This is a genomic window from Pseudomonas sp. SG20056 (assembly GCF_031764535.1).
Classification (GTDB): Bacteria; Pseudomonadota; Gammaproteobacteria; order Pseudomonadales; family Pseudomonadaceae; genus Aquipseudomonas.
The window spans coordinates 2,381,352-2,400,079 of record NZ_CP134499.1 but is presented as its reverse complement, the minus strand read 5'-3'; the positions used below and the strand labels follow the sequence as shown (position 1 = coordinate 2,400,079).

The following is an 18,728-nucleotide window of genomic DNA, read 5'->3' as shown; positions in this document are numbered from 1 at the left end:
GGCCATCCCGAGGGATGGCCTTTTTTATGTTGCAAGCACAGGGTGAGGCTTATTTGCCTGCCCAGCGCTTGAGCACCAGGGTGGCGTTGGTGCCACCGAAGCCGAAGCTGTTGCTCATCACGGTGTCGAGCTTGGCGTTCTCGACGGTGCTGCGCTGGATCGGCAGGTCGGCGATTTCCGGGTCGACTTCGTCGATGTTGACCGAGCCGGCGATGAAATTGCCTTCCATCATCAGCATGCAGTAGATCGCTTCCTGTACGCCGGCGGCGCCCAGGGAGTGACCGGACAGGCTCTTGGTGGAGCTGATGGCCGGCGCCTTGGCACCGAACACTTCGCGTACTGCGCGGCTTTCCGCGACGTCGCCGACCGGGGTCGAGGTGCCGTGGGTGTTCAGGTAGTCGATTGGGCTGTCGACGGTAGCCAGAGCCTGCTGCATGCAGCGCACTGCGCCTTCGCCGCTCGGAGCAACCATGTCGTAGCCATCGGACGTCGCGCCATAACCGACGATTTCCGCATAAATCTTGGCGCCACGCTTGAGGGCGTGCTCCAGTTCTTCGACCACCACCATGCCGCCGCCACCGGCGATAACGAAACCGTCACGCTTGGCGTCGTAGGCACGCGAGGCTTTTTCCGGAGTTTCGTTGTATTGGGTGGAGAGGGCGCCCATGGCGTCGAACAGGAAGCTCTGGCTCCAATGTTCTTCTTCACCGCCGCCAGCGAACACCACGTCCTGTTTGCCCAACTGGATCTGCTCCATGGCATTACCGATGCAGTGGGCGCTGGTGGCGCAGGCCGAGGAGATCGAGTAGTTGACGCCCTTGATCTTGAACGGTGTAGCCAGGCAGGCGGACACGGTGCTGCCCATGGTGCGCGGCACGCGGTACGGGCCAACGCGCTTGACGCCCTTCTCGCGCAGGATGTCCATGGCCTCCATCTGGTTGAAGGTCGACGCGCCGCCGGAGCCTGCAATCAGGCCCACACGTGGGTTGGAGATTTCTTCTGCGCTGAGGCCCGAATCCTTGATCGCCTGCTCCATGGACAAGTAGGCAAATGCCGCAGCATCACCCATAAAGCGATAGACCTTGCGATCAATCAGTTCTTCCAGGTTCAGGTCAACAGAACCTGATACCTGGCTGCGCAGGCCCATTTCGGCATAGGCAGGGTTGAAACGGATGCCTGATTTGCCAGCACGCAGGTTGGCAGAGACGGTGGCTTTGTCATTGCCCAGGCAGGAAACGATGCCCAGGCCGGTAATCACGACGCGACGCATGCAGAGAGTCCTTTAGAAATTGTCGGTAGAGGTGAACAGGCCAACTCGCAGGCCTTCGGCGCTGTAGATTTCGCGGCCATCAACGCTGACGGTGCCGTCGGCAATGGCCAGGACCAGGGAGCGGGCGATGGTGCGTTTGATCTGAATGTTGTAGGTGACTTTCTTGGCGGTCGGCAGGACCTGGCCAAAGAACTTCACTTCACCCGAACCGAGGGCGCGACCACGGCCGGGGTTGCCCTGCCAGCCGAGGTGGAAACCCACCAGCTGCCACATGGCGTCTAGGCCAAGGCAGCCTGGCATTACCGGATCGCCTTCAAAGTGGCAGGCGAAGAACCACAGGTCAGGAGTGATATCGAGCTCGGCGACAATTTCGCCCTTGCCGTACTTGCCGCCGGTGTCGCTGATGTGAGTGATGCGATCGATCATCAGCATGTTCGGCGCGGGCAGTTGCGCATTACCTGGGCCGAATAGTTCGCCGCGACCGCAAGCGAGCAGTTCTTCCCGGGTGAAGGCGTTTTGTTTGGTCATGCGAGCTCCTCAATATGTCCCATGCGCCAAGGCTGGGCGAATCGTCCTGGCTGGCGACGCAGCCTCTGCGCCTGCCAACAGCCTAGTCATAGACTGTTGCGTTGTGGTGAAAGTCACAGCCTTGTGAGTACAGTTGTACTCCGCTCTTGTTGGCCTGTCATAGCCCTATGGCTCTAGCCTGCAGCAGTTGAGCCGTCTTGACTACCCGTCGAAGGTCGAGGGGGCAGCCAGCGTTGCAGGATTCGCTGCAAATCGGCCCGTTTGAAGGGTTTTGCCAGGTAGTCATTCATGCCCGATTGCAGGCAGGCCTCGCGGTCGCCCTGCAGGGCATTGGCGGTCAGGGCGATGATCGGCAATTCGGCGCAGCCGGGCAGGCGACGGATCTGTCGGGTGGCCTCGTAGCCGTCCATGATCGGCAAGCGGCAATCCATCAGAATCGCTGAATAACGCTGCTGGCTGACCTGATGCACGGCCTGGGCGCCATCCCCGACCAAGCTGACCCGATAGCCCAGGCTGCGCAGCATGGCCTCAATTACGGTCTGGTTGACCGGATTGTCTTCAACCAGCAGCACCGGCTGGCCGTTACCCTGGTCAGCTGGCGGTGGCGTGTCGCTGAGAGCAGGTGCGGCCTGCTGGGAAAAGGGCAGTGGCACTTCCAGAGTAAATACCGAGCCCTGACCCTCCTGACTGACCGCGCGCAGGGTGCCGCCCATGCGTTCGGCCAGGGTGCGGGCAATCGGCAAACCCAGCCCGGTGCCGCCGTAACGTCTTGAAATAGAAGTGTCGGCCTGTTGGAAGGCATCGAACATATGTTCCAGCCGTTCGGGTGAGATACCGATGCCGCTGTCGTGTACTGCGCAGCTGAACCACAGCACCTGGTTATCCAGCGCCTGCCAGGTGCTGTGTACGCGGATGCTGCCGGTTTCGGTGAATTTCAGGGCGTTGCCGATCAGGTTGACCAGGATCTGCCGAATCCGCGTCGGGTCGCCCTGTACCTGCAGCTGCTCCAGACCGCTCTGCGTCTCCAAAAGTAATTGCAGGCCGCGCTGTTGGGCGCTGTGCTGGAACACCTGAATCGAGCTTTGCAGTAGATCGAGTAGGCTGAAAGGGATGCGCTCCAGTTCCAGCGCGCCGCGTTCGATGCGCGAGAAATCGAGAATATCGTTGATGACTTTCAACAGGTGCTCGGTGGATTCGGTAGCCAGAGCGGCGTATTCCGCCTGCTCCTGGGTCATCTCCGTGGTTTCCAGCAACTGCAGCATGCCCAGTACGCCATTCATCGGCGTGCGCAACTCGTGGCTCATCATCGCCAGGAAATCGGATTTGGCGCGGTTGGCCAGCTCGGACTGCTCGCGGGCCTGAATCAGCAGGGCCATGGCCCGTTGTTGTTCGTCACTGGCGCTGGCCAGACCGTGGGCGAGGTTGTTGATATGCCGCGCCAGAGCCTGCAATTCCCCTTCACCGACTTCGGGCAGGGTGGTCTGGTAGTTGCCGGCCTGAATCGCGCTGACGGCTTCACCCATGGCGCTCAGCGGTTGCGACAGGTGGCGAGCCAAACGCCGGGCGAGAATAAAGGTCAGAGCCAGGGCAAACAGGGCGAGCAGGGTGGCCTTGAACAGGATTTCCTGCTGGCGGGTGTTGAAGGCATCGTTGGACATGCCCACCACCACATAACCCAGGTAGTCATCGGCCAGTGTCTGCTGGGTGGGATTGTTCAATGCTGCGCTTTGCAGATGGATCGGCGCCTGGAATACCTCAACCTGGCTACTGGCGTGGCCGCTGCCGGGTGTCTGTTCGACGTAGACGAGAATCTTGCCGGTGTGGTCGCGTACTTCTAGAAAGCGCACATGCGGGGTCTTCAGCGTGGCTTGCAGCAGGGCATCGAGAACGTCGAGGTTGCCGGAGATCACCCCGTAGGTACTGGCTGGCGCCAACTGGCTGGCGATCAACTGTCCGTAGTGATTGAGTTCCTGGCGCAGGTCCTGCAAGCGGGCAAAGGTGAAGAACCCGGTAAGCAGCAGGGTCAGCAGTAGGGCGGGGCCGACACTGATCAATTGCGTGCGGGTATGGATATTCCAGCCACGGCGCAGGATCATCGGGCCACTCCGCTGCTGCGCAGACCTTGCGAGCGCTGGAGAACTGGCCGATTTTTCACGACCTCAGGGTGAAGCCGGGCTTGGGTGCTATAGATCACGCCACAACCTTGTTTGCGTTTGAAAGGCTGCATGTTAACTGAGCTGCCTGGCTTTGCCAGTGCCAGGCAACCTGCTAAAAGCTGGCTGCATACAGGTGTCGCCGTATAATGCGAGCGATTCGCCACTTTCAATGGTTTACCACGGATGCTTTATGACTGATCAGCACCCCATCGCAGTGCTTGGCGGCGGTAGCTTCGGCACTGCGATTGCTAATTTGCTGGCCGAGAATGGCCAGCACGTCCTGCACTGGATGCGCGACCCACAGCAGGCCCAGGCGATTCGGCTGACCCGTGAGAATCCGCGTTACCTCAAAGGCATCAAGATTCACCCAGGCGTTGACCCGGTAACCGATCTGGCCGCGACCCTGAAGGCCTGTCAGCTTATTTTCGTGGCCTTGCCCTCCAGTGCCTTGCGCCAGGCCTTGCAGCCGGTGGCCGAGCTGCTTAGCGGCAAATTGCTGGTGAGCACAACCAAGGGAATCGAAGCGCAGAGCTTTCTGCTGATGAGCCAGATTCTCGAAGACATTGCTCCGCAGGCACGCATTGGCGTGCTATCCGGGCCGAACCTGGCGCGTGAAGTGGCCGAGCATGCGCTGACTGCTTCGGTCGTTGCCAGCGAGGACGAAGATCTCTGCCTGCAGGTGCAGTCGGCATTGCACGGCCGCACCTTCCGCGTGTATGCCAGTGGTGACCGCTTTGGCGTTGAGTTGGGCGGTGCGCTGAAGAACGTCTACGCGATCATCGCCGGTATGGCCGCAGCCATGGGCATGGGTGAAAACACCAAAAGCATGCTGATTACTCGCGCGCTGGCGGAAATGACCCGCTTTGCGGTCAAACTGGGCGCCAACCCTATGACCTTCCTCGGTCTTGCAGGGGTGGGTGATCTGATCGTTACCTGCTCTTCGGCAAAAAGCCGCAACTACCAGGTCGGTTTCGCCCTCGGTGAAGGCTTGAGCCTAGAGGATGCGGTTGAACGTTTGGGCGAAGTGGCGGAAGGGGTGAACACCATCAAGGTGCTGAAGGCCAAGGCCGAAGAGTTACAGGTCTACATGCCGTTAGTCGCTGGTCTGCATGCCATTCTGTTCGAGGGGCGCACGCTGAATCAGGTGATCGGCGCACTGATGAGCGGCGAGCCGAAAACCGACGTCGACTTTATCCCTACAACCGGTTTCTGAGTTTTACCTTTATAGACCCTGCAAGGAGATGAGCATGAGTGATGGCAATCAGGAACTGCAGCGCGAATCGATTCTGCTGCGCATCCTCTGGATGGTGATCTTTACCATCGTCTGGCAACTGGCGGAAATCCTCCTGGGCTCCGTGGTGTTGCTGCAGCTTGGGTATCGCATGTTCTATGGCGCGCCAAATGCCGGCCTGCTGGGTTTTGGTGACAGCCTGAGCCAGTACCTGGCGCAGATCGGCCGCTTTGGCACCTTCAACACTGATGAAAAGCCTTGGCCGTTTGCTGACTGGCCAATCCCGCAAGCACCACAAGGTGAGACCCCGCACAGCATCCCGCCGGCAGCCCACCCGGTGCGCGACGAAGAGCCGAAGCTTTGAGTCGTCGGCTTATCGGGGTAAGCCTGTGAAGCTCTGGCTATTGCGCCACGGTGAAGCCGAACCGACTGCACGCACTGATGCCGAACGCAACCTGACTGCCTATGGTCGGCAGCAGGTGCGTGAGGCCGCTGCACAGATGCAGGGAAGGCCGTTAAAGGCCGTGCTGGTCAGTCCCTATGTGCGCGCTCAGCAGACTGCGGATCTGGTCTGCGAAGTGCTGGCATTTGCCAGTATCCGGCAGACCGTGCCCTGGTTGACGCCGGAGAGTGATCTGCGCCAGGCGCTGCGTGAGCTGGATGGCTATGCGTTCGACGAGCTGTTGCTGGTTACCCATCAGCCGCTGGTGGGCGCCTTGGCTGGCCTGCTGATTCACGGTCATCGCCAGCAACCGCTGTCGATGAGTACCGCAAGCCTAGCGTTGCTGGAAGGCGACGACCTGGCCGCTGGGTTGATGGAATTGTCTGCCCATAAGCATCCAGCCCGTTCCTGACACCTCACTACACACCGAAACATTTCTCCTCTTGCGGGCCGCCTTTGTGCGTGGAATAGTCAAACCAAGCAATTGCTTGGTTGGCTCCACAAAAACAACAAAGGAGGAAGCCCTGTGGCTGATGCAATCCGTTTGCCGCTTGAGGTGTTTTATGAGCGCGAGGCTCGGCACCCGAATAAACGCTACATGGTGCAGCCGCTGCCGGGCGGTCAGCTGCAGGAGCTGAGTTGGGCTGACGTCGGCGAGCAGGCGCGCCGTGCGGCCAACTGGTTGCGCAGCCGCGAACTGCCGCAGGGCAGCCGCATTGCAATCATTTCCAAAAACTGCGCGCACTGGATCGTCACCGACCTGGCGATCTGGATGGCCGGGCACGTCTCGGTGCCGCTCTATCCCAATCTCACTGCCGAGTCGGTCGGCCAGGTGCTGCGCCATTCCGAGGCGGCGCTGGTGTTCGTTGGCAAGCTGGACGATTGGCCGGCCATGGCCCCCGGTGTGCCGCAGCATGTGCCGACCATTGGCCTGCCGTTGCGTCCGCAGGGCGAGTTCAGCTTTACCTGGGATGACCTGCAGGCCTGCACGCCGATTCAGGACAACCCCAAGGCGGCTTCCGATCAGCTCGCCACCATCATCTATACCTCCGGTACCACCGGCACGCCGAAAGGCGTGATGCATCATTTCAGCAACTTCGGCTTTGCCGCCAGCCACGCCACCGAGCTGTTTGGCGTTGGCGAGAATGACCGAGTGCTTTCTTACTTGCCGCTGTGCCATGTGGCCGAGCGCATGTTTGTCGAGCTGGCGTCGATCTACGCCGGGCAGACGATTTTCTTCGCCGAAAGCCTGGACACCTTCCTTGAAGACCTCAAACGCGCGCGCCCGACGGTGATGTTCGGCGTGCCGCGTATCTGGACCAAGTTCCAGATGGGCGTCTACAGCAAGATGCCGGCTGAGAAGCTGGATTTCCTGCTCAAGCTGCCGATCATCGGCCGCATCGTCGGCAAAAAGGTGCTGGTCGGCCTGGGCTTGGATGCCGTGCGTTACGCGTTGTCCGGCGCGGCGCCGGTACCGGAAGCGCTGCTCAACTGGTACAAGCGCCTGGGCCTGGATGTGCTGGAGGTCTATGGCATGACCGAGAACTGCGGTTACTCGCACGTATGTCGGCCGGGTAAGTTCAAGCAGGGCTGGATCGGTCAGAACAGTCCAGGCGTCGAAGTACGGATTGCCGAGGATGGCGAAGTGCAGGTGCGCAGCGGTGCGACCATGCAGGGTTACTACAAGGATCCGGAAAAGACTGCGGAAACTATCACCCCGGATGGCTTTTTGCGCACCGGCGATAAGGGTGAGCAGGATGCCGAGGGCAACCTGCGCCTGACCGGACGGATCAAGGAAATCTTCAAAACCAGCAAAGGCAAGTACGTTGCCCCGGCGCCGATTGAAAACCGCCTGGGTGAGCACTCGCGCATTGAACAGGTGTGTGTGGTCGGCGATGGCATGGCCCAACCCATGGCGCTGTGTGTACTTTCTGATGTGGGTCGCAGCGAAGCTCTCAACGGTGCTCGTGGCGAGTTGGAAAACAGCCTGAAAAAACTGCTGGAAGAGGTTAATCAGAATCTCGACAAGCATGAGCGCTTGCAACGCCTGGTGCTGGTCAAGGAGGTCTGGGCGGTGGACAACGGCTTCCTCACCCCGACCCTGAAGATCAAGCGTGCGGTGGTTGAAGGCACCTATGGCGAACGTTTCGACGAGTGGACCACTCGCAGCGAAGCGGTGCTCTGGCACGAGTGATCAGGTGTGTGGCCGGTATGTAGCACGCCGGCCACGTTCTGGCTGAATCGACCCTAAAGGACTGACTATGGCCCTCTGGCAGCAAACCCCGAACCTGGCTCAGCTCAATGGCTTTCTGAAAAACACCATTGGCGAGCAACTGGATATCCGCTTTGACGCCTTCGACGACGAGTCGCTGACCGCCAGCATGGTGGTCGATGCACGTACCCACCAACCCTACGGCCTGCTGCATGGCGGCGCTTCGGTGGTACTGGCGGAAACCCTCGGCTCCACCGCCAGTCATCTGTGCATCGACAGCAGCAAGTTCTACTGCGTTGGTCTGGAAGTGAACGCCAACCACCTGCGCGGTCTGCGCAATGGGCGGGTTACGGCAGTAGCGCGTCCGGTGCACCTGGGGCGGACCACCCACGTCTGGGATATCCGCCTGAGTGGCGAAGATGGCAAGGCCAGCTGCATTTCTCGGCTAACCATGGCCATTGTGCCGCTTGGGGAGAACGGCCCAGCGCTGCGTTAATCCGTAAAACCCGCCATTGCCGCTCCGGCTGGCGGGCCTCCCATCAGCTTTGGCTATAGTGCCGTCATTCACTGGCCGTTTTGTCATTGCCGCATCGCCAGGGCTGCCGGACAATCATCCGCAACTTTCCTGATAAGCCTGTCGCCATGCCCCAGTCCGTATTCTTCGCCCATGCCAACGGCTTTCCCTCGGCCACTTACGGCAAGTTGTTTGCCGCGCTGGCGCCTGACTATTCGGTGCAGCATTTGGAGCAGCACGGCCATGATCCGCGTTTTCCGGTGAACGACAACTGGAGCAACCTGGTCGATGAGCTGATCCATCACCTCGAAGCCAACCAGCAGCCGGTATGGGGCGTTGGTCATTCCCTGGGCGGCGTGCTGCATTACCACGCCGCCTTGCTGCGCCCCGAGTTGTACCTGGGGGTGGTGATGCTGGATTCGCCGGTGCTGACCCTGGCGGACAAAATGGTGATTCGCGCGGCCAAACGCTTTGGCTTTATCGACCGCATTACCCCGGCCGGGCGCACCCTGGGGCGGCGTGAGGAGTTTGTTGACCTGGCCGAGGCGCGTGGTTATTTCGCCGGCAAGGGGCTGTTCCGCCGTTTTGATCCGGACTGCCTGGATGCCTATGTACAACACGGTCTGCAAGCAACGGGCAATAACCTGCGCCTGCGTTTTGATCCGGCCACGGAAATCAGCATCTACCGCAGCGTGCCGCACACCAGCCCGGGGCGGCCGCAACAATTGAAAGTGCCGCTGGCCATGGTGCGTGGCCGTCATAGTCGGGTGGTACTGCCGCATCACGCCCATCTGGTGCGCCGTGTGCCGAAGGGTGAGTACCTGACACTACCCGGCGGCCATATGTTTCCCCTGGAACGTCCGCAGGACACCGCTGAGCTCTTGAAAAAGCTGTTCCAGCGCTGGGCCGGACAACCTGCAAGCGAGCAAAGTGCATGAGCCTGAATTTCGAAGAAGTCCGTCTGCGTCTGCCGCATATCGAGCTGGCCGCTCACCTGTATGGACCCGAAGACGGTGTGCCGGTGATTGCCCTGCACGGCTGGCTGGACAATGCCGCCAGCTTTGCCCGTCTTGCGCCACTGCTGCCGGGGCTGCGCATCGTCGCCTTGGATTTTGCCGGCCACGGCCATTCCGATCACCGCCCGGCAGGCGGCAGCTACGCCATTTGGGATTATGCCCATGATGTGTTGCAGGTCGCCGAGCAGTTCGGCTGGCAGCGCTTTTCCCTGCTCGGGCATTCCATGGGCGCGATTGTTTCGGTGTTACTGGCCGGGGCGATGCCGGAACGCATCGAACGCCTGGCGCTGATCGATGGGCTGATTCCCTACACCGGTGAGCCGGACACGGCGCCGCAGAAACTCGGCGAAGCGCTCAAGGCGCAGCTCGCACTGGCCGGTAAGAGCAAACCGGTGTATGCCGAGTTTGCTCGCGCCGTGGAGGCGCGTATGCGCGGGGTAGGGGCGGTCAGCCGTGAAGCCGCAGAATTACTGGCTCAGCGTGGCCTGATGCCGGTGCCCGGTGGTTATACCTGGCGCACCGACAGCCGCCTGACACTGCCATCGCCGCTGCGCCTGACTCAGGCCCATGCGCTGGCGTTTGTGCGCAGTCTGCAATGCCCGGCCAAACTGGTGATGGCGCAGCAGGGCATGCTGCTGGCGCAGCCGAGTATGACTCAACTGGTCGAGGGCCTGGCTATCGAGGTGGCGCAGCTGCCTGGCGGCCATCATCTGCATCTGGATGATGACGAGGGTGCGCGCTTGGTAGCAGACTGTTTCAAAGCATTCCTGGCTGCGCCTTGACTTGCTAAAGGCAACTGGGGAAAGGTGTGGGCGATAGCCACGGAGATTCGCATGATCGACCTGTATACCGCCGCCACCCCCAACGGCCATAAAGCGTCCATCGCACTGGAAGAGTTACAGCTGCCGTACACCGTGCAGGCTTTGAGTTTCGACAAGCAGGAACAAAAGGCCGCGGCCTTTCTCAAAATCAATCCCAATGGCCGTATTCCGGCGATTGTCGACCGCGCTAACGATGACTTCGCGGTGTTCGAGTCCGGCGCCATTCTGCTGTATCTCGCCGAGAAAACCGGGCATCTGCTACCTAGTGACGCCAAGGGTCGCTCGCGGGTGATTCAGTGGCTGATGTTCCAGATGGGCGGGGTCGGCCCGATGCAGGGCCAGGCCAATGTGTTCTTCCGCTATTTTCCGGAAAAGCTGCAGGGTCCTATCGACCGTTATCAGCACGAAACCCGCCGTCTTTATGAAGTGCTCGACACGCGCCTTGGCGAGTCGCAGTACCTGGCTGATGACTACAGCATTGCCGACATTGCCACCTACCCATGGGTGCGTATTCATGACTGGGCCGGCGTCTCTGTTGACGGCCTTGAGCATCTGCAGCGCTGGATGGCTGAGCTGGCTGAGCGTCCTGCCATACAGCGTGGTTTGCTGGTGCCGCAGCGTGAAGCAGACGGCGAAAAAATCGTCAAAGCGGCGCAAGCGATGCTGATCAAATGAGCCGCCTTAATCGTTATTGCCTCGGTCTGAGTCTGCTGCTGAGCAGCGCAGTTGTCTGGGCCGACGTGGCCGCTAGTCAGGACCTGGACGTGCTGCCGCGTTTTACCGGGAGCAAGATTGTCAGCTTCAAGGATGTTGCCGAACAGGAACGCATCTACCCTCAAGGGGCGATTCGCCGTATCAGCGGCACCCTGCGCTACGAGCGAGAAGTGGCCGCCCAGGGCCAGCTGACCGCCGTGACCTATGAGTTGCCGCGCACTCACACGGCCAATGAAGTGTTCGCCAAGGCCCGCAGTGATTTACAAGCCCAGGACGCCGAGTTGCTTTACTGGTGCGTGGGCCGTGAGTGCGGTTCCAGCAGTCTATGGGCTAACGCGGTATTCAATAACGCTACCCTGACCGGTTCGGATGACCAGCAAACGTACGCATTGCTGCGTCTCGCTGAGCCACGTCAGGACAGCTTGTTGGCGCTGTACAGCATCACTCGTGGTAACAAGCGCGCTTACCTGCATGCCGAGTTGCTGAACGCTAATGCGCCGTTGGGGAAAGTGTTGCCGACCCCAGCCACCCTGCAGCGCCAGCTGAAAAGCACCGGTGAACTGCGCTTGGCCAAGCAGGTCGAACCCAGCGCTGCCTGGGCCGAACTGCTGGCACGCAGCCTTAAGCTCGACAGCACCCTGCGCGTCATCATCAGCGGTGCACAAGCTGAAGCCTGGCGCGATGCGCTGGTTGAACAACGCGTACGCGCCAGCCGTCTTGAGCTGGGTGATGCTGATGTGAGCGGCGTACAACTCAACGTGCTGCGCTAAGACGTCACTGTCGGTACTCTTGCCATTATTAATTGATCCGGCTCTGTCCCTTGTGGCAGAGCCTTTTTGCGTTGTGCAGGGAGCTGGTTGAATGGCCAATAACGATCGTTTGCTGGTGCAGATTCTCCTGCTGGTCCTGTTGGGTGCCAGCCTGTGGGTATTGGCGCCGTTCTGGTCGGCGCTGTTCTGGGCTGCGGTGTTGTCGTTTGCCAGCTGGCCGGTGATGCGCGTGCTGACACGCCTGCTTGGTGGCCGTCAGGCCCTGGCCGCGGGGCTGCTGACCCTGGTTTGGACCGTGGTGGTGGCTGTGCCGTTGGTGATGCTGGGCTTCAACCTGGCGGATCACATCAAGGATGTCACCGCCTTGCTCAAGGATTTTCAGGTCGAAGGGCTGCCGCCGGCACCCGCTTGGTTGGCTGGCGTGCCGCTGGTGGGGGAGCGTCTGGTGGGCTTCTGGATGACCATCGACCAGCAGGGGGCGGCGTTTTTCGCCACCGTGCGGCCGTACCTGGGGCAGGTTGGCAACTGGCTGCTGGCGCGCAGTGCGCAGATCGGTGGCGGCATGCTGGAATTGGCCCTGAGCCTGATTCTGGTGTTCTTTTTCTACCGCGACGGGCCGCGCCTGGCGGCGTTTGCCGAAAGCCTGTTGCAACGTTTGATCGGTGATCGCGCCGAGCATTACTTGGAACTGGTTGCCGGCACCGTGCAACGGGTGGTCAACGGGGTGATCGGTACTGCCGCAGCACAGGCGATCCTGGCCTGGATCGGTTTCACCATCGCCGGTATACCCGGCGCGCTGGTGCTGGGGATCCTGACTTTCGGCTTCAGCCTGATCATGGTGCCGCCGCTGATCTGGGGCCCAGCCGTGGCCTGGCTGTTCTGGCAGGGCGAAGTCGGCATGGGCGTGTTTCTGTTGATCTGGGGTTTCCTGGTGATCAGCGGCGTCGACAACATTCTCAAACCCTACCTGATCAGCCGGGGCGGCAACCTGCCATTGATCGTGGTGCTACTCGGGGTGTTCGGCGGCATCCTGGCGTTTGGCTTTATGGGCTTGTTCCTCGGCCCAACCTTGTTGGCCGTGGCGTACAGCCTGCTCAGCGACTGGGTTGGTAGCCCAGTTGTAAACACCGCGGCGAGCAGCGCTGAGCCTGTGGACAAGCCGCTCAGCTGAGTTCGCAGCGCCACCGTGCTGGTGTTCGAGCGGGTTGGCATTCTCGGCAAATTTCCCCGGTGGCGCCTTGGTCGCCCGTAGTCGGGGTGTTAGCCTTGCTGCGCTTTGCGCCTCAAACCGCAACAGGCGGTAGCAGGGAAGCACCACACCTATAACGGACACGCAGGATACTCCCCCCATGAAGAAAATTGCAGGCAGCGCCCTAGGCGCAGTTGTCGTCCTCGGCGCATTGAGTACCGCAGGCGCCTGGTATACCGGCCAGCAGCTTCCAGCGGTGCTGGAAACCTCGATTCAGCAAGCCAACCAGGATATGGGCAAAACCCTGCCGGCCCTGGGCCTCAGCGCCAGCATCGAGCTGGTTTCCCTGGAGCGTCAGCTGTTCAGCAGCAACGCGCGCTATCGCATTCAGTTTGCTGGCAGCCTGGATGGCGAATCGTCGAGCAACTTCGAGTGGTTCGTCACTGACCGCATCGAACATGGGCCTTTCCCGCTGTCACGGCTGCAAGCTCTCAAATTGCTGCCCGTTATGGCCACCAGCAACTATGCGCTGGAACGCAGCCCGGAGCTGGAAAAATGGTTCGCCGGCAGCCAGGGCGGTGCGCCGCTACAGGGCCAGGTCAGCCTCGGTTATGACCGTTCGCTGAGCGGCAACCTGCGCGTGCAACCGCTGCAGATGGCGCTGGATGAACAGAGCCAGATTGATTTCAGCGGCCTGGAGATCGACTTCGACAGCAGCGCGAATGTCGAGAAAATCAGTGCCAGTGGCGTGATGGACAGTTTCAAGGTCACCTCAACCCTGTCCACCGATGAAAGCATGCGCCTTGAGTTCAAGGGCATGAACCTCACCAGCAACACCCGCAAGGGCACCAGCGACTTCTACCTGGGACAGAACGAGGTGCGCTTGCAGCAGATCGAGCTGCAGGTTGGCGACAGCGCGCCAATCCTGTTCAAGGATTTCGTCCAGCGCGATGAGACCAGCGAAGCCAATCAGCAGCTGTCGGCACGCTACAGCTATGACGTCGGCATGATCAGCTATCAGGGTAATGACATCGGCTCCTCGCAGATGCTCTGGACCGTGAAGAACCTCGACGCGGCGGCGCTGCAGTCGATGATCGAGCTGTACGGCACGCTGCTGCAGAGCGGCAAGGTCGACACTGAAAGCGGTATGCCGGAGCTGACCGACGCGCAGACTGCGCAATTCAAGACTGATCTGGAAAAACTGCTGGCCGGCAAACCGGGGCTGGCCCTGGAAAAACTGGCGTTCAAAACTGCCAATGGTGAGAGCAGCTTCAGCTTTGGCTTGGACCTGAACAAGCCGGTGTCCTTTGACCTGCCGGCGCCTGAACTGGCCAAGCAGTTGATCGCTCAGTTGGATGCCAAACTGCTGGTGTCCAAGGCGATGATTACTGATGTGATTGGCGTGCAGGCCACCCTGGCCGGGGAAACCGACAAGGAAGCAATTGCTCAGCAGGCTGCAATGGTCGGTGAAATGGCCAGTGGTATGGCGGTGGCCAGCGAGCTGGCGGTGCTGCAGGGCGAGGACATCAGCTCCAGCCTGCATTACGCCAACGACCAGGTGACCTTCAACGGCAAGCAGATGACCGTGGACCAGTTTGTGGCGCTGGCCATGAGCAGTGGCGGCGGTCTGGCTGGCATGGGCAATGAAGCCCCGGCCGATGAAGCGCTGCTGGACGAAAACGAGGTTGAAAGCACCCTTCAGTAAAGCCTTCAGCGCTACGCCCTAGGCGTAGCCTGCGCGGTAAATACGGCCAGACGACCTGTAGAGCAGGGCGCCTGGCCGTTTTTGTTTGTCCGCGGCCTGCGATCTTTACGCTTTCTTTATGCCGGGCGGCATTGCCCGCACTCGTTCCTTTACGCCCTGTCTGCCGACAATTTGCCCCACGCGGTAGCCACCGCAATAAGGAGCAAACACATGAGCATTCTCGACGGGGTGTCGCTGGGCCTGGCCTTGGGACTTTTCATCTATTTGTTGGTTGCGCTGCTGCGCGCTGATCAGGCGTAGGAGCGCATATGCACAGTTACGATTTCACTTTGATCCTGGCGTTCTTCGTCCTGGTTCTGCTGCCGGCGCCCTTTATCGGGCGTTACCTGTACCGGGTGATGGAAGGCGAGAAAACCTGGCTGAGCCCCGTGCTGCAGCCGGTCGAGCGGCTGTGCTACCGGATTGCCGGTGTCGATAGCAACCGCGAGCAGGACTGGAAAACCTACAGCCTGGCATTGCTGGCCTTCACCCTGATCAGCCTGCTGACGCTGTTCGCCATCCTGATGCTGCAAGGCAGTTTGCCGCTCAACCCGCAGCAATTGCCGGGGTTGGAGTGGACGCTGGCGTTCAACACCGCCGTGAGCTTCGTCACCAATACCAACTGGCAGGCGTATAGCGGCGAAGCGCAGATGAGCTATTTCAGCCAGATGGTTGGTCTGGGCGTGCAGAACTTCGTCAGCCCGGCAGTCGGTCTGGCCGTGCTGATGGTGTTCTGCCGCGGCATCGCCCGGCGTTCGAGCAACAGCGTCGGCAACTTCTGGGTCGATCTGACCCGTGCCACGCTTTACGGCCTGCTGCCGTTCTGCCTGGTACTGGCGCTGTTTCTGGTGTGGCAGGGCGTGCCGCAAACCTTCCTCGAATACGTCACCGCGCACACCATCGGCGGCACCGATCAGGTTGTGCCACTTGGGCCTGCAGCCAGCCAGATTGCCATCAAGCAGCTGGGTACCAACGGCGGCGGTTTCTTCGGCGTCAACTCGGCGCATCCGTTCGAGAACCCAACGGCCTGGAGCAACCTGTTCGAGGTGGCCTCGATCATCCTGATTCCCGCTGCGCTGCTGTTCACCTTTGGCCATTACGTCAAAGACCTGCGCCAGAGCCGCGCGCTGTTGGCCTGCATGCTGATTTTGTTCAGTGTCGGTCTGGGCGGCACGCTGTATGCCGAGCATCAGCCGAACCCTGCGTTGGCCGCATTGCCGATTGAGCAAAGCGGTTCGCTGGAAGGCAAGGAAAGCCGCTTCGGCACCACGGCCTCGGCGCTGTGGGCGGTGACCACCACGGCCGCCTCCAACGGCTCGGTCAATGCGATGCACGACAGCTTCAGCGCGCTGGGCGGGATGATCCCGATGTTCAACATGATGCTTGGCGAAGTGATTTTCGGCGGTGTCGGTGCTGGCCTCTACGGCATGCTGCTGTTTGTGCTGATCGCGGTATTTCTCGCCGGCCTGATGATCGGCCGCACCCCGGAATACCTCGGCAAAAAGCTCGAAGCCCGCGAAGTGCGCTTGCTGGTTGCCACCTTGCTGGTGATGCCGATTGGTGTGCTGGTATTCGGCGCCCTAGCGGCCAGCCTGCCTGGCCCGGCGGCCTCGGTCACCAACCCAGGCGCCCACGGCTTTAGCCAGATTCTTTATGCCTACACCTCGGGTACCGCCAACAACGGCTCGGCCTTTGGTGGCTTCGGTGCCAACACGCCGTACCACAACCTTATGATTGGTCTGGCCATGTTGCTCGGCCGCTTTGGCTACATCCTGCCGATTCTGGCAATTGCCGGCAGCCTGGCGGCGAAGAAACGCGCGCCGGTGGGCAGCAACAGCTTCCCGACCCACGGCCCGCTGTTTGTCACCTTGCTGACCCTGACCATTCTGCTGGTCGGCGGCCTGACCTTCCTGCCGGCACTGGCCCTCGGCCCGATTGCCGAGCACATGACTCTGTTTCAGGGCTTCTAAGGGAGAACCATGATGAATGCCCAAACTCAAGTAAAAAGCCCGGCGCTGAACAGCGCCAAGCAACACCCGAAAACCTCGCTCGCTGCATTGTGGAAACCGGCGCTGCGTCAGGCCTTCGTCAAGCTTGATCCACGCCAGCTGTTGCGTTCGCCGGTCATGCTGGTGGTCGAGCTGACGGCTGTGGTGACCACCGTGCTGTGCTTTATCCCCAACCCTCAGGTTTCCACCGGCCTGGCCGTGCAGATTGCTTTGTGGCTGTGGTTTACCGTGCTGTTTGCCAACTTTGCAGAGGCCCTCGCCGAGGGTCGTGGCAAGGCCCGTGCCGACAGCCTCAAGGCCGGCAGTCAGGGGCTGAATGCGCGGCGCAAGAAGGGCCAGCAGTTCGAAACCGTGGCGGCCAGCAGCCTGCGCCGGGGCGATATCGTGCGGGTCGAGGCAGGCGAGCTGATCCCCGGTGACGGCGAAGTCGTCGAAGGCATCGCCGCAGTCAACGAAGCGGCGATTACCGGCGAATCCGCGCCGGTGATCCGTGAGTCCGGCGGCGACCGTTCGGCCGTCACCGGCAACACCCGAGTGGTCTCCGACTGGTTGCTGGTGCAGATCACCGCCAACCCCGGCGAGTCGACCCTGGACCGGATGATCGCCCTGGTTGAAGGTGCCAAGCGGCAGAAGACGCCCAACGAAGTGGCGCTGGATATCCTGCTCATTGGCCTGACCCTGATCTTCCTGCTGGTGGTGGCGACGCTGCAGCCGTTCGCTCGTTTTGCCGACGGCGACCTGCCGCTGGTGTACCTGGTGGCGCTGCTGGTGACGCTGATTCCGACCACCATCGGCGGCTTGCTTTCGGCCATCGGTATCGCCGGCATGGACCGCCTGGTGCGTCTGAATGTGATCGCCAAGTCCGGCCGCGCGGTGGAAGCGGCGGGGGACGTGCACGTACTGCTGCTCGACAAGACCGGCACCATCACCTTCGGTAATCGCCGTTGCAGCGCGTTGTACAAGGCGCCGGGCGTCTCCGGTAAGCAACTCAGCGACGCGGCACTGCTGGCTTCGCTGGCGGATGACACCGCCGAAGGCAAGTCGATTGTCGAATACCTGCGTGCGCTGAATACCCTGGTTGAGCCTGAGCGCAGTGCGATCAAATCGATTGCCTTCAGTGCCGAGACGCGCCTGTCCGGCGCCGACTACAACGGCCACAGCTACCGCAAGGGTGCAGTGGATGCGGTGCTGCTTTATCTGGGCATCCAGCGCAGCGACGTGCCGCCGGTATTGGCCCGTGAAATCGAAAAGATCGCCCAGAGTGGCGGTACTCCCTTGCTGGTAGCCGGTGACGGTCAGTTGCTCGGCGCCATTCATCTCAAGGACGTGGTCAAGCCGGGTATTCGTGAACGCTTTGCCGAACTGCGCGCCATGGGCATCCGCACCGTGATGGTGACCGGTGATAACCCGTTGACCGCAGCCGCCATTGCTGCCGAAGCGGGCGTGGACGATGTAATTGCCGAGGCCACCCCGGAGAAGAAGCTGCAGCGCATCCGCAGTGAGCAGGCCGAAGGCAAGATGGTCGCCATGTGCGGCGACGGTGCCAACGACGCCCCGGCCCTGGCCCAGGCCGATGTGGGCCTGGCGATGAACGATGGCACCCAGGCCGCGCGCGAGGCGGCCAACCTGGTCGACCTGGACAGTGATCCGACCAAGCTGCTCGACGTGGTGCAGGTGGGCAAGGAGTTGCTGGTGACCCGCGGCGCGCTGACCACCTTCTCGGTGGCCAACGATGTGGCCAAGTACTTCGCCATCCTGCCGGCGCTGTTCGCTGGCATCTACCCGCAGCTCGGCGCACTTAACCTGATGCAACTGCACAGCCCGCAGAGCGCGATTCTCTCGGCCATTGTGTTCAACGCGTTGATCATCGTCGTGCTGATTCCGCTGGCCCTGCGTGGAGTGCGCGTGCAGGCCGCCGATGCCGCCAGCCTGCTGCGCCGCAACCTGTTGATCTACGGCCTGGGCGGCCTGCTGGCGCCCTTTGTCGGGATCAAGCTGATTGATCTGCTGTTGGTGGCCGTCGGCCTCGTTTAAGCAAGCGCAATCCGTAGCCCGGATGAAGTCCGGGAGATCCCATCCCCGGGTTGCAGCCGGGCTACACAGAAACTGGAG

17 protein-coding genes are annotated in these 18,728 nt (G+C 61.2%); 14 read left to right on the top strand and 3 right to left on the bottom strand.

Annotated features, from left to right (window positions below; genetic code table 11):
• Positions 1-49: 49 nt before the first annotated feature.
• From fabB to RHP75_RS11460, 3 genes are all read right to left on the bottom strand, one after another.
• Positions 50-1,270 (bottom strand): beta-ketoacyl-ACP synthase I, encoded by a 1,221-nt coding sequence (fabB, locus tag RHP75_RS11470; protein WP_160087208.1) that lies wholly within the window; start codon positions 1,268-1,270, stop codon positions 50-52.
• A 12-nt stretch (positions 1,271-1,282) separates the two neighbouring features.
• Positions 1,283-1,798, bottom strand: a complete 516-nt coding sequence (gene fabA, locus RHP75_RS11465; protein WP_233685071.1) for a 3-hydroxyacyl-[acyl-carrier-protein] dehydratase FabA — start codon at positions 1,796-1,798, stop codon at positions 1,283-1,285.
• 173 nt (positions 1,799-1,971) lie between these two features.
• Positions 1,972-3,894 (bottom strand): response regulator, encoded by a 1,923-nt coding sequence (locus RHP75_RS11460; protein ID WP_311088304.1) that lies wholly within the window; start codon positions 3,892-3,894, stop codon positions 1,972-1,974.
• Between the two features lie 250 nt (positions 3,895-4,144).
• On the opposite strand from RHP75_RS11460, the gene RHP75_RS11455 reads away from it, so the two are divergent.
• From RHP75_RS11455 to kdpB, 14 genes are all read left to right on the top strand, one after another.
• Positions 4,145-5,167 carry an NAD(P)H-dependent glycerol-3-phosphate dehydrogenase gene (locus RHP75_RS11455; protein ID WP_311088303.1) on the top strand — a complete coding sequence of 341 codons (1,023 nt, stop codon included), beginning with the start codon at positions 4,145-4,147 and terminating at the stop codon, positions 5,165-5,167.
• Between the two features lie 34 nt (positions 5,168-5,201).
• Complete coding sequence (locus tag RHP75_RS11450; protein WP_311088302.1) at positions 5,202-5,549, top strand: DUF4389 domain-containing protein; 348 nt, start codon at positions 5,202-5,204, stop codon at positions 5,547-5,549.
• Between the two features lie 25 nt (positions 5,550-5,574).
• Positions 5,575-6,039: a phosphohistidine phosphatase SixA gene (gene sixA, locus RHP75_RS11445; protein ID WP_311088301.1), complete on the top strand. Its 465-nt coding sequence runs from the start codon at positions 5,575-5,577 to the stop codon at positions 6,037-6,039.
• A gap of 114 nt (positions 6,040-6,153) precedes the next feature.
• Positions 6,154-7,821 (top strand): AMP-binding protein, encoded by a 1,668-nt coding sequence (locus RHP75_RS11440; RefSeq protein ID WP_311088300.1) that lies wholly within the window; start codon positions 6,154-6,156, stop codon positions 7,819-7,821.
• A 67-nt stretch (positions 7,822-7,888) separates the two neighbouring features.
• Positions 7,889-8,335: a hotdog fold thioesterase gene (locus RHP75_RS11435; RefSeq protein ID WP_311088299.1), complete on the top strand. Its 447-nt coding sequence runs from the start codon at positions 7,889-7,891 to the stop codon at positions 8,333-8,335.
• A gap of 146 nt (positions 8,336-8,481) precedes the next feature.
• Positions 8,482-9,291 carry an alpha/beta hydrolase gene (locus tag RHP75_RS11430; RefSeq protein ID WP_311088298.1) on the top strand — a complete coding sequence of 270 codons (810 nt, stop codon included), beginning with the start codon at positions 8,482-8,484 and terminating at the stop codon, positions 9,289-9,291.
• Positions 9,288-10,151 (top strand): alpha/beta fold hydrolase, encoded by an 864-nt coding sequence (locus tag RHP75_RS11425; RefSeq protein WP_311088297.1) that lies wholly within the window; start codon positions 9,288-9,290, stop codon positions 10,149-10,151. Before RHP75_RS11430 ends, RHP75_RS11425 begins: the two co-directional genes overlap by 4 nt.
• 51 nt (positions 10,152-10,202) lie before the next feature.
• Positions 10,203-10,865, top strand: coding sequence for a glutathione S-transferase N-terminal domain-containing protein (locus RHP75_RS11420; protein WP_311088296.1), 663 nt, complete (start codon positions 10,203-10,205; stop codon positions 10,863-10,865).
• The gene (locus RHP75_RS11415; protein ID WP_311088295.1) at positions 10,862-11,674 is read left to right on the top strand and encodes a DUF4892 domain-containing protein; all 813 of its coding nucleotides are present in this window, start codon (positions 10,862-10,864) and stop codon (positions 11,672-11,674) included. The genes RHP75_RS11420 and RHP75_RS11415 overlap by 4 nt, the downstream gene beginning before the upstream one ends.
• A gap of 91 nt (positions 11,675-11,765) precedes the next feature.
• Positions 11,766-12,845: an AI-2E family transporter gene (locus tag RHP75_RS11410; protein ID WP_311088294.1), complete on the top strand. Its 1,080-nt coding sequence runs from the start codon at positions 11,766-11,768 to the stop codon at positions 12,843-12,845.
• Between the two features lie 178 nt (positions 12,846-13,023).
• Positions 13,024-14,568: a YdgA family protein gene (locus RHP75_RS11405; RefSeq protein ID WP_311088293.1), complete on the top strand. Its 1,545-nt coding sequence runs from the start codon at positions 13,024-13,026 to the stop codon at positions 14,566-14,568.
• A 210-nt stretch (positions 14,569-14,778) separates the two neighbouring features.
• On the top strand, positions 14,779-14,868 hold the full coding sequence (gene kdpF, locus RHP75_RS11400) for a K(+)-transporting ATPase subunit F (protein WP_090253391.1): 90 nt from the start codon (positions 14,779-14,781) through the stop codon (positions 14,866-14,868).
• Positions 14,869-14,876: 8 nt separating this feature from the next.
• Complete coding sequence (kdpA, locus tag RHP75_RS11395) at positions 14,877-16,577, top strand: potassium-transporting ATPase subunit KdpA (protein ID WP_311088292.1); 1,701 nt, start codon at positions 14,877-14,879, stop codon at positions 16,575-16,577.
• 12 nt (positions 16,578-16,589) lie between these two features.
• Positions 16,590-18,650, top strand: coding sequence for a potassium-transporting ATPase subunit KdpB (gene kdpB, locus RHP75_RS11390; protein ID WP_311088291.1), 2,061 nt, complete (start codon positions 16,590-16,592; stop codon positions 18,648-18,650).
• Positions 18,651-18,728: the final 78 nt, after the last annotated feature.

Excerpts from the sequence above, each read along its gene's own strand:
- fabB (WP_160087208.1), bottom strand. The coding sequence starts at position 1,270 with ATGCGTCGCGTCGTGATTACCGGCCTGGGCATCGTTTCCTGCCTGGGC.
- fabA (WP_233685071.1), bottom strand. The coding sequence starts at position 1,798 with ATGACCAAACAAAACGCCTTCACCCGGGAAGAACTGCTCGCTTGCGGT.
- RHP75_RS11460 (WP_311088304.1), bottom strand. The coding sequence starts at position 3,894 with ATGATCCTGCGCCGTGGCTGGAATATCCATACCCGCACGCAATTGATC.
- RHP75_RS11455 (WP_311088303.1), top strand. The coding sequence starts at position 4,145 with ATGACTGATCAGCACCCCATCGCAGTGCTTGGCGGCGGTAGCTTCGGC.
- RHP75_RS11450 (WP_311088302.1), top strand. The coding sequence starts at position 5,202 with ATGAGTGATGGCAATCAGGAACTGCAGCGCGAATCGATTCTGCTGCGC.
- RHP75_RS11435 (WP_311088299.1), top strand. The coding sequence starts at position 7,889 with ATGGCCCTCTGGCAGCAAACCCCGAACCTGGCTCAGCTCAATGGCTTT.
- RHP75_RS11430 (WP_311088298.1), top strand. The coding sequence starts at position 8,482 with ATGCCCCAGTCCGTATTCTTCGCCCATGCCAACGGCTTTCCCTCGGCC.
- RHP75_RS11425 (WP_311088297.1), top strand. The coding sequence starts at position 9,288 with ATGAGCCTGAATTTCGAAGAAGTCCGTCTGCGTCTGCCGCATATCGAG.
- RHP75_RS11420 (WP_311088296.1), top strand. The coding sequence starts at position 10,203 with ATGATCGACCTGTATACCGCCGCCACCCCCAACGGCCATAAAGCGTCC.
- RHP75_RS11415 (WP_311088295.1), top strand. The coding sequence starts at position 10,862 with ATGAGCCGCCTTAATCGTTATTGCCTCGGTCTGAGTCTGCTGCTGAGC.
- RHP75_RS11410 (WP_311088294.1), top strand. The coding sequence starts at position 11,766 with ATGGCCAATAACGATCGTTTGCTGGTGCAGATTCTCCTGCTGGTCCTG.
- RHP75_RS11405 (WP_311088293.1), top strand. The coding sequence starts at position 13,024 with ATGAAGAAAATTGCAGGCAGCGCCCTAGGCGCAGTTGTCGTCCTCGGC.
- kdpF (WP_090253391.1), top strand. The coding sequence starts at position 14,779 with ATGAGCATTCTCGACGGGGTGTCGCTGGGCCTGGCCTTGGGACTTTTC.
- kdpA (WP_311088292.1), top strand. The coding sequence starts at position 14,877 with ATGCACAGTTACGATTTCACTTTGATCCTGGCGTTCTTCGTCCTGGTT.
- kdpB (WP_311088291.1), top strand. The coding sequence starts at position 16,590 with ATGAATGCCCAAACTCAAGTAAAAAGCCCGGCGCTGAACAGCGCCAAG.